Annotated in this window: 8 protein-coding genes; 6 read left to right on the forward strand and 2 right to left on the reverse strand. The window is 44.7% G+C overall.

The window, feature by feature from the left end; all coding sequences use genetic code 11:
• Nucleotides 1–36: 36 nt before the first annotated feature.
• Entirely contained in the window at nucleotides 37–7,068 is a 7,032-nt protein-coding gene (locus OCU60_RS01625) for an RHS repeat-associated core domain-containing protein (protein ID WP_074372163.1), read from the forward strand.
• Nucleotides 7,069–7,150: 82 nt separating this feature from the next.
• Here the strand turns inward: OCU60_RS01625 and OCU60_RS01630 are convergent, their stop codons facing one another.
• Complete coding sequence (locus OCU60_RS01630) at nucleotides 7,151–8,197, reverse strand: CARDB domain-containing protein (RefSeq protein ID WP_074372162.1); 1,047 nt, start codon at nucleotides 8,195–8,197, stop codon at nucleotides 7,151–7,153.
• 333 nt (nucleotides 8,198–8,530) lie between these two features.
• Between OCU60_RS01630 and OCU60_RS01635 the strand changes: the two genes are divergently transcribed.
• The 3 genes from OCU60_RS01635 (at nucleotide 8,531) to OCU60_RS01645 (ending at nucleotide 12,635) form a co-directional block, all read left to right on the forward strand.
• Entirely contained in the window at nucleotides 8,531–9,514 is a 984-nt protein-coding gene (locus OCU60_RS01635; RefSeq protein ID WP_074372161.1) for a glycoside hydrolase family 5 protein, read from the forward strand.
• A gap of 567 nt (nucleotides 9,515–10,081) precedes the next feature.
• Nucleotides 10,082–12,037, forward strand: a complete 1,956-nt coding sequence (locus tag OCU60_RS01640; protein WP_074372160.1) for a glycoside hydrolase family 44 protein — start codon at nucleotides 10,082–10,084, stop codon at nucleotides 12,035–12,037.
• Between the two features lie 256 nt (nucleotides 12,038–12,293).
• Nucleotides 12,294–12,635 (forward strand): hypothetical protein, encoded by a 342-nt coding sequence (locus OCU60_RS01645; RefSeq protein ID WP_074372159.1) that lies wholly within the window; start codon nucleotides 12,294–12,296, stop codon nucleotides 12,633–12,635.
• Nucleotides 12,636–12,703: 68 nt separating this feature from the next.
• Here the strand turns inward: OCU60_RS01645 and OCU60_RS01650 are convergent, their stop codons facing one another.
• Nucleotides 12,704–13,090, reverse strand: coding sequence for a hypothetical protein (locus tag OCU60_RS01650; protein ID WP_074372158.1), 387 nt, complete (start codon nucleotides 13,088–13,090; stop codon nucleotides 12,704–12,706).
• Nucleotides 13,091–13,407: 317 nt separating this feature from the next.
• Here OCU60_RS01650 and OCU60_RS01655 point away from each other — a divergent pair, with 317 nt between their 5' ends.
• Nucleotides 13,408–14,568, forward strand: coding sequence for a 5-methyltetrahydropteroyltriglutamate--homocysteine S-methyltransferase (locus tag OCU60_RS01655; RefSeq protein WP_074372157.1), 1,161 nt, complete (start codon nucleotides 13,408–13,410; stop codon nucleotides 14,566–14,568).
• A gap of 277 nt (nucleotides 14,569–14,845) precedes the next feature.
• Nucleotides 14,846–15,424, forward strand: a complete 579-nt coding sequence (locus OCU60_RS01660) for an aminodeoxychorismate/anthranilate synthase component II (RefSeq protein WP_074372156.1) — start codon at nucleotides 14,846–14,848, stop codon at nucleotides 15,422–15,424.
• Nucleotides 15,425–15,492: the final 68 nt, after the last annotated feature.

A 15,492-nucleotide genomic window follows, 5' to 3' on the forward strand; every position in this document is an offset into this window, starting at 1 on the left:
ATTGCCAGTGGTCTCAATCGCCTTATGAAAATAACAATGACTCGAACCGTGACATCATTCTGTGTCTTATTATGCAGTGTGTTTCTTTTTAACAATCCAGCTGCTTATGGCGCGACCGGAGAGAAATCAGTTCAGCTTTCCGGCAAGTTTCAGGCTTCGGGAGGTGAGGCAACCTATTCACTACCGATACATATCTCTCCGGGCAGAGCCGGTCATCAACCGAAGCTGAGCTTTGAATATCGAAGTGATTCACCGAATGGTAATTTGGGGGTGGGATGGTCGCTCGGTGGTGTGTCGAATATTCGTCGTTGTGGTAAAAATCTACTCAAAGATGGGCGCTGGGGTGGCGTTAATTTTGATGGTAATGATCGTTACTGTTTAGATGGGCAACGTTTAATTGCTGTGTCGGGAAGAAATGGAGGGGACCTGACCGAATACCGTCTGGAAAAAAATGGCTATGATAAAATTGTATCATTTGGTCAAACGGCTGGCAGTGGTCCTGCTTATTTTAAGATCTGGCGTAAAGATGGTTCGGTGTATGAATATGGCAATAGTGCAGATTCTCGAGTTGAATTACCGGGGCAGAGTCATGTTTATCAATGGACGCTGAATAAGATTACCGATGGCAGTAAAAATAATCATGTTACGTTTTTGTATGCAGAAGATAATGGTGCCGGTACCCATGTTCTGAATCAGATTCAGTATGTCGGGGGTAAAATTAATTTTCAGTATGAAGACCGCTCAGACAAAGTTTCTCAATACTTTTATGGCGCTAGACTGAATCGTAATTTTCGCTTAAAAACCGTTCATACCTACGACCGCAATAACCAGCTCATCGGTGATTATCATCTGGCTTATCACTATTCTGCCGGGACTGCGCGGAGTCTCTTGAGTCAGATCGAATATTGTGCCGGTGGTGAGTGCTCAACGGCACTGAAATTTAACTGGGCAGAGACCGGTCGGGTTCAGCTCGATGGCGGACGGGAAACCAGTTTCTATCGGCCTCAGTTTATTGATCAGAATAATGATGGTGTCAGCACTCTTTATGGTCGGGTTTCGTCGATTAATAGTCAGGGCTTATTCCGGATTAAAAACCCAATCGCTGAAGTGCCGTACTCGCCTGTTGAACCGGGTAAAGAGACCGCGTCTGTGAAATCTTTTGCACTTCAAGGAAAAGTGAATGCAGTATCAGTAAAAATAAATCAGTGTCGGCAAACAAATGTTGGTGCCTCTTTTCAAAAGACTGATGGGAGCTATGAAGCATACTGTCATGATCCGCAATCCCCCCAATTTTGGTCGAGTGGGACGAATGCCGGGGATTTTAATGGGGACAGTGCCGAAGAACTGATTAAGGGGTATCAGGTCGCGGATTTTAATGGTGACGGATTAGACGATAAATATATATTTGATAATCCCAGCAAAGGTTATAAATATATAATCACTGGAAAGGGTGAACAAACATTAGTTGATCATGACAACAAAACGCTGAAAGCCCTCGCTGATGTGAACAATGATGGTTATTTAGATGTTGTGATGCAAGACCGGGCCGGTAAACTCTTTCTTTATTTGTTTAACGGTCAGTCATTTAATCCACCAATTACGCTGAATCATTCGGTCGTATTGGATAAAAATATATCATTTGTTGATATCAATAATGACGGCTATCCAGAGCTGGCTTACAACGGGAAATTTTATCGCAACCGCTTTGGTATCATAACCCAAGAAGTGCTTCTTGATCTGCCTTTTGATTCTCTGACAACGGGGGATTGGAATGGCGATGGCTGGGCGGATTTAGTTGATAATGATTCAACCGACAGGAAAAAATCTAAGCTTTATTACTCCACTCCAGCTATTCAAGACAAAATTACATCGTTTCAGGAAGATGCAATTCAGTTCAATGTGACTTATAAGCCAGCTGTCGATCGCTCTGTACTGACTCAGTCTTTCTATGATGCAAATAATATTCGTAATGTTACCCCGCGTCGTTATTTAGTGTCTCAAGTGATGAAGCAGCCCAAGGGGTACGGGTCAACCCAGTATACTTATTATTATGTCGGTGCCAAATTACATCGTCTCGGTGGGGGCTTTCTCGGATTTGCCCAGATTACCGAAGTTGAAAATGCAGAAGTTTCGACCAAAACCATTACCGATTTTGAGCAGTTGGATTTGGTCAAAGTCGGTAAAACCAACCGAGTCCGTGTTTATAAAAATAATCATCTGATTTCCGATACGAGCTACGCTTATACCCGTAAAGATCATCGTGGCTATCAGGCTAATTATTATCAGATTTATGCCAGTACCATGACACAAAAGCAGTATGGACTGGCGAATCCGGCCATTGAAAAACAACAGGTGACTCAACGGGTACTGAACCAGTTTGGCAGCCTGACAGACGAAAAAGTTACCATCACCAGTGGCTTAGAAGGTACGGGTAGCTACACGCAGCATCAGCGTTATGAATACCTTTCCACCGGTGTCAATCAGGACCATTCTATCTTCGATGTGACCACAACCAGTCAGATCGATAATTTATCTGCAATTTTGGGGCGTTATAAAGCAGGTATCAGTCGTTATTGCTCGTCTCAAGGGACGATGTATTTCAAACCAAATAACTATGTCGTCATTCTCCATGGTGAGGTGGATACCCCGATTCTATTAGAGCGCTACGGAGAATATTTTAAATATTCGGTGCAGTCAGTTGCGACTGATTTGGATGGATTAACCCGCTATCAAGGCGCTTTAACACAGGTCAGTGCGCAGGAATTTGCGCAGTCCGGTGCCAATGGATGTGGTAGTTACGGGTTGGCGGATGTCAATGGCGATGGTGTACCGGAGATCACAACATCCCGCTCGACAAATGTTCAGTTAGTGACTGAGTCAGGCAATAACTACTGGCAGCTTGGCGCGGTTAAGAACGTGGTTTCAACGTTGACGGATGAAACCTCCGGGTTGAAGCGAACCACCAAACAGTCATTCTCTTATAGCTCTCAAGGCTTTATGACGTCACAAGTGACTCAGGGCGCTGAATATGAGTCTACCGGTGAAGCTGCAATCAGTCACAACGAGTTACGTAAATCGTATCAGTATGATGATTGGGGGAATGTAACCGCTGAGAGTATTCAGGGGACGGATCTGCCGCAGAGAACCACGGCAACCCAGTATGACAGTGACGGTTTGTCTGTGACTGCATCTGTTAATGCGATGGGGCAGAAAACGACGGTTAAATATAACGGACAGGGATTACTGAAACAATCAGTGAGTCCACTTAAATCCCGGACGACAAGCTATCGTTATGATGTTTTTGGGCGAGTGGTATCTGAAACGCTTCCTGGTGTTCGTAATATTAATCAGACCCGTTATCAGTTAGGCGGGCAATGTCCGCAGCATCTGCCACAGACGGTTTCTTGTGTCACGACCACGGTAGCAACGGGTGCTGAAAGTATCATTCAGTATGATTATGCCGGCCGGGAAATCCGTAACTTACACCGCGGTTTTCAGGGACGATGGGTTGCCGTTGATACTAGTTGGGATCGCAACGGACGTAAGATCAGAGTTACGCGACCTTACTTCCTGTCAGAAACGCATCCTGCTGCTGTGACTTTCGGCTATGACTTGCTCAACCGGGAGGTACTTAAATCTGAACCAGCCGATGGCGGTAAGCGGGCTGTATACCAAACGGTTTATCAGGGGCTGAAAACCACGGTGACTGATGGCCGAGGCTATCAGCACAGTACCCAAAGTAATGTCATGGGATATATTCTGCGTAAAGATGAGCCGCTCGGTGCCTATCAGACCTATGATTATTACCCTGACGGGAGCTTACGATCCAGTCAGGACTCGAAGGGCAATGTCACCCGTATCCGTTATGATTCGCTTGGTCACCGGTCATTTTTGGATGACCCGGATATGGGCCAATGGTCTTATCGTTATAATGCTCTGGGTGAACTGGTTTACAAGCAGGACGCCAACGGTGTTATCACAAAGATCGTTTATGATGGACTTGGCCGCAAAGTCAAACAGACTGAAGGCGGTGCGGTTTCAAACTGGCGTTATGACGAGCGAGGCGCGATTGGTGTGATTGCTGGTTTCTCCGGTAACGGTAATGAAACTGACTATTACTACAATCAGTCGGGATTGGTTGAAGAAATCGCTGTCAGAGTCAAAGGGGAAAAATTCAGTACCCACTATTTCTATGATGACTATGAACGGGTTTCCAGAGAAGTGCGGCCGAACGGAACCGATACATCGGTCTGGGGTAAAGCCAATTCAGTCTCGCAAAGTAGTAATGCACAGGAACGTCTGGCCGTCGAATATGTGTATAACCCATATGGTTATGTTGCCGCAGTCCGAAGCCCGCGCAGCTATGCTGATGAAGTCTTTACCAGTGCCAGCTACCGGGAAGATATTCGTCAGTTACTTGATGAAGCGATTGCTCAGGCTAGTGTTTATCTGAAGAAAGCGGAGCGTTACTCGACTCAGACAACCTTCTTTAAAGAGAAAGCGGATGAATATAACCAGAAAATGGTCAATGTACATACGCTGGACAGCGCTTCGGCGGCGATGCTGGCCGGTGGTTATCGCTATAAACAGTGGTGTAACAGCAGTGGTGAATGTTATCTCCGCCCCGGGACTTGGGTTCTGCTCCATGATGATGTCTCTATTCCGCTTGATATAACCTTAGATGGTGCAATTTACCGACTGACAACGACGCTGGCTGGCAGTGGTGATGGTATCCGACGTTATCATGCTTCGGTATCGCCTGTGAGTGATACTGAATTTAACAGTCAGTCCTTAACTGCTGCACATGATTATTTGCTGACGGATTATGATCATAATGGTCAGCCGGATCTGATGAGTACACAGGATATTTATATTGCACAGGCTGATGCACAAACCCGAGAAGAGTTGCACTTTACGGCTGATGAGCTCGATGAAGCTGCCACTATTGCCGGCAGCCGGTATAAATTCTATACCCATCTCGCCAGTCAACTGATTGCTTTGTCAGAAAAAGTCGCCAATTTGAGCGGGCTCTATTGTGAGTATGCCAATCAGTTAGGAGGCAGCCAAGTTGATGCGGCACAACGCAGTCAGTGCCAGAATACCGCAACGACCAGCCAGGCCGATCATCTCAACCTGATTTTGACACAGTCCGAGTTAGCAGAATCTGCGGATAACCCGGCTTATATCTACTACTGGCAACGCCGCGATACCGATGCTTACGATCATACCCTGTCGGAAACGCTGGGAAATGGGTTGGCGAATACCTATATTCATGATCAGGCTACTGGTCGTCCGAGTATGATTACCACGCATAAAGCGAGTGTGTTGTTGAATCGTCAGCTGGCCGGTAGCCTCAACTCCGGGCAGGTGATCCGTTCTCTCGTGTACCGCTACGATCAACATAACAACGTGGTTTATCGGCAGGATGAGCAACTGGGAATTACCGATCAATGGTCATATGACGGACTGGATCGGGTGACATCCAATACTATTGCGCTGGATGATCCGAACCGCCATGGTAAAGATAACCCTGATTTCGAAGCGTCGTTCAGTTATCGCTATGACAGCCTCGGCAATATCACTTATAAGCAGGGCATCGGTGATTATGAGTACGACGGTAAAGCTGCCGGGCCACATGCTGTCACTAAGGCAAACGGACTGAACTATACCTATGACCATGCAGGAAATATGTTACAGGCCCGAGGCGCCGGTAGCAGTGAAAACGAGCGGACACTGAGCTGGAATGCGTTTAACAAGCCGGAAACGATTACGCGTAACGGTAATACGGTGACCTTCAAGTATGATGCTGAACATAACCGCTATCTGAAAACGACCAGTGACGGTAAGGAGACGTTCTACTTCGGTAAATACTATGAACGGGTGACCGATACCAAGACCGGTGAAGTACAGCATAAACACTTTATTTATGCCGATGGTAAGCTGATCGCGCTGAATACGCAGGTCAAAGATGCCGATGATAAGCTGAAAGATAAGCAGATACGTTATCTGCATTATGACGCGCTGGAATCGGTCGATATGATCACCGACGGTTATGGGGTGGTGGTCGAGCGGCGCAGTTATGATACCTGGGGTAAACAGCGCAAAGTGAGCTGGCGGGAAGACGGCCCGCTGGATGTCGTGCAGGCCGCCATTACCAACCGGGGTTACACCGGCCATGAAGAGATCACCGAAGTCGGTCTGATTCATATGAACGGCCGAGTATATGATCAGGAATTAGGGCGGTTTATCAGCCCCGATCCGGAGATTCAGGCACCATTTGTGACCAATAGCTTTAACCGCTATTCTTATGTCTGGAACAATCCATTGAAGTATCGGGATCCGACAGGTTTTTGGATTCGAGAAATTAACCCTTTCGGAAATATAGATATGATGGGGGAATCTATTGTACAAAATATCTCAGTCCAAGCAGAGGAAAATGCTTCAGCTCTTATCAATGGTTTTGTAAGTGCTGAAGCATCCCTAGGTTATTATGGGGAGGCTATAACCGCAACTTATGGTGAGAGGGGCATTAATCTATACTCTAGTGCGGTTATTAATAAAGGGCCTCATGACACGACTGATATTTTATCTTTTAGTGCTGGGGTTATATTTGGGGACCCTAAAGCTATAGAAGGCTTTGGAGTCAACTTTAACGGTCCATTCCTTGGTGCCGGTTTTTCACTTGATCGCCAAACAGGATTAATTGATGGGGAGTCGATTAGTGTTTATGCGCACGATGATATGCTTCCTGGCTCTTCCTATCAATATACAGGTAAATTGAGTGATGAATTACTTGACGCTCTTTATGATAATGGAAGTACAAATTATAGTGATTATGCAGACCTTAGTGAACATCTTTTAGCTGGGGCGACATATATGGGGCCTCATACTACACCTACCAGTGAAAATTATGGTGGTTATGGAGATAATCAATCGGGCAATGATGGAAACTCAGGAGCTCATACTGGTGGGGTGGGTGAGAATGCAGATGGATGTACAGGTTGTAATACTCCATGGGGAGGAAGATCAATCAAAGACATAATTTTTGTGAAGCTTCGTAGTTCATAAAATAATGATGACTACAAAACGATGAATAAAAAACGCCAGTCTCAGACTGGCGTTGATTTTGGACGACGACTAAATTAGCCGGCTATTCTTGATGCTCTGGTAAAGCAACTGCATCAAGTTGGTTGATAGCGTTGAATAGATCGTCTTGGTTTGTTTGTTTTGACTTGAGCATTTTCATCCCTGGTGTGACCGGTAATTGTGGGTCAACGAAGTTTTGGTTATCTTCGTCGGTTCTGGTCAGGTAAGTCATTAAGCCACTGCTGTTGGCTGACTGTACATTTGATTTAGCCGCAATGCCTTGTTCTGTGGCTGAGCTGTCAATCACAGTAATTTTACCCATCGCGACGTTGTTATTTTCATTGGTTTCAGCAACAACATTAGTTCTGTCGACCGCCAACACTAAATAATAAGTACCCGCCGTCAGGCCTGAAAGCATCGGGATGGTGATCGTGTGTCTTGAACCGTTGGGGAGTCTAATGGGTGTTTCGCCATAGAAATAGATAAGTTGCTTATTTGCATTGGCCAAATATACCGCCAGCGTTGGTGCTGTACCGCTTTTTTGTGCACAATTGGCTGATGATACCTCGGCATTAATCACAACCTGGCCACCCGCAGTGACTCGGTTCGGAGAAAAACTACCGGAAGAGACCAGCCAGTCCGGTGCGCCTAAACCCCCGATCTTGACGGTATTGAAACTCAGTGCACTCGAAATACTGTAACTCGCCTTCACCTTAAATTCATAGGGGACACATGAATTTGCCAGTGCAGTTCTGTTGTTTTCACTTAACACAGAATCCAGGTTGACTCGGTATGTTTGTGTCGAGCTACTTGGGACGCAGCGCATTGTACCGCCTAAACCACCGCTTCCACATGAAATATCAGCAAAATCACGGCCGATATTAATGCCTGATTTTCCACCATCTTGTGTCAGCGCAAAATTAACGGTTCTACCGTTATTAAAGATCTCAGAGCCGAACATGTGGTAGTCCACTTCCAGGGTTTTTTGATTCGGGTATGGGATCTCTGTGTTAACGATATCGACGTTGCCCGGATAAATCGAGGCGAGAGCAGCTTGACTACAAAGCGCTGTTGTTGTGAGAAAGCCAACGACTATTTTGTCTAGTTTCATACTTAGTTCCTATTCCTATATGTTTATTATGATTTCGTCAGTGAGGTTTGACGCGACCCTTGTGCAAATGAAACAAGATTTATATCAACTTTCGCTATTATGAAATGAATTTATTATCCGTCAATGCGGGTTTGTCTTTTTTATCAATACTGTGATCAATGAGAAACTATAGTGTGCTGTTTTCGGGGCAATTACTGAGTAACAGGATGCTCGTTCAATATCAAATTCGACATGGCTTGAATTAATATGAAATTATAACCATATTATTACGGTTTGAATGGTACTGCTGGAACTATCTATCGCGGTGCCGCCACCGACGATAAGGATATGGAAATGAAATTAATAAAAATATTGCTGGCAACATTCGGTTGTATTTACGCTTTGTCTGCTCAGGCTGGGTTTTATATTGCCAATGGGGGGTTATATGAAGGCAATGGACATCCTTTTAAAATCCGTGGGATCAACCATGCCCACACTTGGTATCTCAATCGGTTGAATCACGCCTTAGACGGGATTGCCGCGACGGGGGCCAATACGGTGCGGATTGTTCTGAGTAACGGTCAGCGCTGGAATAAGAATGGTGCCGCTGATGTGGCGAATGTGATTCGACAAGCGAAAGCAAGACATTTGATCACGGTACTTGAAGTCCATGATACAACCGGCTTTGGTGAAGAGTGGCAAGCGGCAAGTTTAGATTCAGCAGCGGATTATTGGATCGAACTGAAAGATCAACTCGTCGGTCAGGAGGATTATGTCATTATTAATCTGGGCAATGAACCGATGGGAAATGGGGTGAGTGCCAGTGTGTGGATCAATGATCATATCGATGCGATTCAGCGCTTAAGAAAAGCCGGGCTGACTCATACACTGATGGTTGATGCGCCAAACTGGGGGCAGGACTGGCAACAAATCATGTTGGGTCATGCTCAGTCTGTATTTGATGCTGACCCACTGCATAATACGATATTTAGTGTCCACATGTATCAGGTTTACGGGGATTACCCAGCGGTTAACAATTACATCTCAACATTTCTCAATCAAGGTTTGGCACTGGTTGTTGGTGAGTTCGGTGCGAGTCATCAAGGTGAGGATGTCGCTGAAGGTGCGATTATGGAACGGGCAGAAACCTTGAATATCGGCTATATCGGCTGGTCATGGTCGGGCAATAATCAAGATGTTGCGGATTTGGACATCGTCAATCACTGGGATAATCATTCATATAGCGAGTGGGGCAAGATTCTGATCAATGGCGTGAACGGTATCAAGTCCACGTCGACACCCGCCACAATTTTTACCTGTGGTACATCTTGCCAGTAACTTTGTAAGTATTTATCTGACCTATCTTGCACCGGACAGAGAGAATCTCATCGCTGTCCGGACTTTTACCCATGTACCTCGTTATTTATCAATTAGATGAAGATGAATTGGGAGCAATCATACAGATTGGGAATAATTATAAGATTCAATATATCTCGGCTCTATTATAAGCAATTTGTTGTACTAATATGGTAAGTGTTCCATTTTGTCTCAGTAGTCTGATTTTTGGCGCGTGACATGACACTATTTTCATTTGTACAACCAGAAAATGGTGTTTATCAACTGACATGTGTTTTCGTGCTCGTATAGGAATTGTCAGATTATAAGAGAGGCAGATAAGGGAGAGAATGAATGTTGACGGATAAAACTCTTTCGTGATTAATCCTGGATCTTCATCAATACCATGCTGAATTTCAAGAAGTACGTCGAGCTGGTTTGGTACGTTTTTGCCACTGTCGGTATACCTGATGTTTGATGAACTTTTCGTTTGTAGAGCTTTGCTTTGATCGAGTTTTGTTCCGGCTGCATCACTTTTATAGCAACAGTAGCAAAGGAGAATATCTTGTGATGAATGTATCAAGTCATCGACATGGACTAGCCAGACCGAAAATACTATCTGTACTGATTTTTGCAGCATTAGCCAGTAGCGCTGCTTCTGCTCAGGTGAGCATCGATTATTCGATTTCACCTGACGAACAAAATCATGAAATCAGTGATTTAATCTATGGTACCAATCATCGAATGAATATGACTGGTCATGAAAATTTTGGTTTCTATCGCCTCGGCGGCAACCGGACAACCGCATATAACTGGGAGAATAACTACTCCAATGCCGGATCTGACTGGGTGCATTCCAGTGATACCTATATGGTACCGGATGGTGCAGATGAAACCATTCCCGGGATTACGCTGACCGATTTTGTCGATAACGACGCGATCGGCGCGAAAACGATGCTGACCGTGCCATTAGCTGGCTATGTTGCCGCGGATAAGGATGGTACGGTACAGGAAGGGGAGGTCGCCCCATCATCTCGTTGGATTCCGGCGATAGCGAAAAAAAATGCACCATTCTCGTTAACGCCTGATCTTACAGATAATGCTGTGTATACCGATGAAATGGTCAACTTTTTAGTTGAGCGGTACGGAAAAGCGGCTGACGGTGGCGTATTTGCTTACTCACTGGATAATGAGCCCAGTTTATGGTACCACACCCACTCACGAATTCATCCTGACAAACCGGGCGCAAAAGAACTGCTTGATCGTTCGGTTGAAGCGGCTCAGGCCGTGAAAGGTGTCGATCCGACAGCGATGATCTTTGGCCCTGCTTTGTATGGCTTTACCGCATTTGTATCGTTGACTGATGCACCGGATTGGTCGAACTATTCAGATCAGTATCACTGGTTTATTGATTATTATCTGGCAGAGATGAAAGCGGCTGGTGAATCATCCGGTATGCGATTATTAGATGTACTCGACTTGCACTGGTATTCCGAAGCGCAAGGCGACCAACGTGTCACGGGGGGGAATGCGGATTCCGCAAAAGATAAAAATGCGCGGATGCAGGCTCCTCGGACATTGTGGGATCCTGAATATCAGGAAGATAGCTGGATTGCCCAATGGAATATGGCTGAACTGCCGCTGATTCCACATATTCAAGATTCAATCGACGCGCATTATCCGGGAACCAAGATTGCCTTCACTGAGTACGGTTATGGCGGTGGTGATGATATTACCGGTGCGATTACTGAAGCGGATGTATTGGGTATTTTCGGTAAATATGACGTCTATGCTGCAAATAGCTGGATTTTAAATGATGAAGAGAAATATTTAGCCAGTGCCTATCGTCTCTATCGTAACTATGATGGTGAGAATGGGACATTTGGTGATACCAGTGTCACCGCAACGATGAGCGATAAAGAAAACAGCTCTATTTATGCGTCGGTTGATTCAGAGACTGGATTGCTTCATGTCATTGTACTGAATAAGAATATGAACGAATCGATCAATGGTGTATTCAATATCGATTCAACAACGATCTATAAGTCAGGAAAGACTTATGTCTTGAATTCCGATTCGGTTGAAATCCAAGATAAAGGTGAGGTTGAGGTGACGAATAATCAGCTCAATTATGATATTCCTGCCTTGTCTGCTTATCATTTTGTCTTTAGTACAGCAGACGCCACCGACCCGACAGATCCAACGGACCCAACGGACCCAACAGACCCGACTGATCCAACAGACCCTACCGATCCAACGGATCCCGGTACTGATGGTGTCACTGTGTCCGTGAACATTCCACAAGATGGTAGCGCATCATACTGTTCTGATATTGTTGTTACCAATAATGGTTCAGAAGCCGTTGAATGGCAGACTAATTTTGACGTCGAAGGTAGTGTTTATGCGTTATGGAACGCAAACTGGGAACAAGCAGGCACCACCGTCACCATTAGTGGTGTTGAATGGAATAAAGTGCTGCAACCGGGAGCCAGTACCAGCTCTATTGGGTTCTGCGCGAATCGTTAATTGATATCTTTTCAATAATTACACGAGAACAAAAACGCAAATCCCCTGTAAAATATACAGGGGATTTTTTATGACTGATAAAAATAGTGACAATATTATCTATAAATGTCTAATTAGCTTGATTTTGAATCAATGTAAAATTAGGGTATGACTCTAAAATAGAGGTTTATCCGTGAATTGGTTGGATGCGATACAGCATATAAATCGATGCGCTGACTATATCCGAAAACTAATATAAGTATGAATAGGAACAACAATGAAAAAATCAATGTTAAGCAGTATCCTGTTGGGCTCTTTGTTATCTTTTACTGCTTTTGCCGGAACGGGAACAGGAACGATTACCCAAGTGATAGTACACCGGGATGATTCGGGTCACGGTGTGGTCATGTTTACCACACAAGGAAATACAGACAAAGCCCCTTGTAGCTCTGTGGCAAATGAGTGGGCATTTTCTCTGAATAATGAACTTGGGAAAGCGATGTATTCCTTGGTGCTTTCAGCACAAGCGCAAGCCAAACCAGTAGTAGTGAAAGGAATGCATCAATGCAATGACTGGGGTGACAGAGAAACACCGCTTTATATTGCCGTGCATAATTAAGATTTTTTAGTTTAAAAAGGGAGAAGATGTGACTTCTCCCGATGTGTTATTTTTCAATGAACCTTTTATCACCGACCATCTGAATCTGCTGAACTGCTTTGTGTCTGTTTACTTACCACTGTACTTGATTTCAGCATATAGAAGCAGCCATCTAAGCCATTTTGTGATCTTTGTACTCCGACGACCGCTTTACTAGTATGGTAACCGGTATAATAGGTTCCTGTGCTATAGGTGAGTGTCAGGGTTTGATTGTTTTCTACCCAGTTGCCGCTGTAATTACCGACATTAAAAGTGCCGTCAGAACTGAGAGTTGCTGCTGTTGAAGAGTAACTTCCGTCACAACCCCAATCAAAGTTAAATGTGTAGGTACCCGTTGTTGCGACAGCCGCTGATGCTATACCGGTAAAACCAATAGAGCAAAGTAGTGCAATGGATGGAATAAGTGGCGATTTCATGACAAGTTTCCTTACATTATGAATGTGTGTGAATACATCAATAAAAAATATAGTTCTGAATGATAATGCACGCCAAAAAATATGAATTTATTTTCATAATGAATGCCTGCCATACTCATTGACTCACCATACTCAGGCTCGTTTTATTTGGTTGATAGTTATTCGGGAGACATGGAAAATTTATCCATCTCTTATCCAACTAGTTAGTTAAATATACATGAATTTCTTTCATGCTTGATTTGAGTAAATATCACTTCTCTCATATGTAGATGCGAGTAGTCTATGAATATAATTCAATATTAACTTGAGAGAATATCATGTCTTTATCTGTTCCCCCGTTTCGTGCTGATGTGGTCGGCAGTTATCTGCGCCCAACCTATCTTCATCAAGCTCGCCGGCAGTTTGCTGCCGGTCAACTGACTCAGCAACAACTGACAGACATTGAAGATCAAGCCATTACGGAACTTGTTGCCCGTCAGAAAGCGGCTGGCTTACAAGTCATCACCGATGGCGAGTTTCGTCGAAGCTGGTGGCACTTAGATTTTATGTGGGGCATCAATGGCGTCGAAAAATCTGAGATTGAGCAAGGTTATCTTTTCTCTGAGATGGAAACTCGTCCGGAGAGTGTCCGTTTGAGCGGAAAACTCAGTGGTGAGAACCACCCCTTCCTTGCGCATTTCCGGTTTCTGATGCAATTTGCAGAAGCGGGGATTGTACCTCGTCTGACGGTGCCGGCGCCTGCTCAGTTTCTAAAAGAGCTACAGCGTCCGTGTAACCTGGAACAGACACAAGCGATATATCCGAATGAAACTGATTTGCTCGATGCTGTTGTGCAAGTTTATCAAACGTTCATTGCTGAATTGTATGCATTGGGCTGTCGCAATTTACAGATTGATGACTGTACCTGGGGGATGTTAACCGATCCTAAAATTGCAGCAAAAGCGTCGACCCCGAAAGAAGCAACTTGTGGCTGTGGTGATTCTCATGCGTTTGACCATGCCCAAAGTATCGCTTCACTGACGCAGAAGTTGTTGCTGGTCAATAACCGTTCCGTTGCCAATGCACCAACTGATCTGATTTTGACGACACATGTTTGCCGTGGTAATTATCGTTCGACCTGGGCGGCATCAGGTGGGTATGCACCGATTGCTGATGTTTTGTTTGCCAAAGAAAATGTCTCTGCATTTTATCTGGAGTTTGATAGTGACCGCTCTGGTGATTTTTCACCTTTAGCCAAGGTTCCACAAGATAAACAGGTTGTTCTCGGTCTCGTTTCTTCAAAAACGGGTGAATTAGAAAACAAAGAGGAAGTGATTGCCCGTATTCATGAGGCTGCGCAGTATGTGCCGTTAGAACATCTTTGTCTGAGCACTCAGTGTGGTTTTGCTTCAACTGAAGAAGGTAATGAACTGACCGATGTACAGCAATGGCAGAAGATTGCTTTTGTGAAAGAGGTTGCTGAACAAGTCTGGGGATAGGTTGGACGAAGTAAGCTGAGCTTCTCTGTGTGTTCATTATTGCCAATGTGCTAGTTTTCAGTATAGGGTTTGTCGCCCTGCTATTCTCTTAGTATAAGCCTCTAGTGAATCTTGGTACATTAGTTGGTCTATCTCTGCTGATCAGTGTCATGCCAGTATGGAAGAGAAGTAGCCGGGGTTCGGTTACTTCTTTTTATTGTTTGACGATTCTTGATTTCTTGCTTCTATCCTGCACAATAGCGACCTGATTTCGGCAGTCGTGTGGCGTAGGATTCTCATGTTACTCATTATTGATAATTATGACTCGTTTACTTACAACCTGTATCAGTATTTCTGTGAGCTGGGGACAAAAGTCAACGTGGTCCGTAATGACCAGATTGATATTGCCGGAATTACGTCTCTCAATCCTTCCCATCTCGTGATTTCTCCGGGGCCATGTACCCCGAATGAAGCTGGGATCTCGCTCGATGTCGTCAAACATTTCGCGGGTCAGCTTCCTTTACTTGGTGTTTGTCTCGGCCATCAGGCGATTGCCCAGGCTTTTGGAGCAAAGGTTGTCCGTGCCAAGCAAGTGATGCATGGTAAAGTTTCGTCGATTTGTCACAGTAGTCAGGGACTTTTTCAGGGTTTAAATTATCCGTTGACGGTAACTCGCTACCACTCTTTAGTTGTCGAACGACAGAGTTTACCCGATTGTTTTGATATCACGGCTTGGACTGAAACAGCCGAGGGTGATGTTGATGAGATCATGGGATATCAACACCGAACTCTCCCCATTGATGCCGTTCAGTTTCATCCGGAATCGATCAAAACCGAACAAGGTCATGCGTTGCTGGCGAATTTTTTACGTCATTGACTCCGTATGGCGTGTCATCGCGATAGCAAAAAATTAAATAATAAATCATTTTTATTGCATATTTATAC

Origin of the sequence: Vibrio spartinae, from assembly GCF_024347135.1 — a bacterium.
GTDB lineage: Bacteria > Pseudomonadota > Gammaproteobacteria > Enterobacterales > Vibrionaceae > Vibrio > Vibrio spartinae.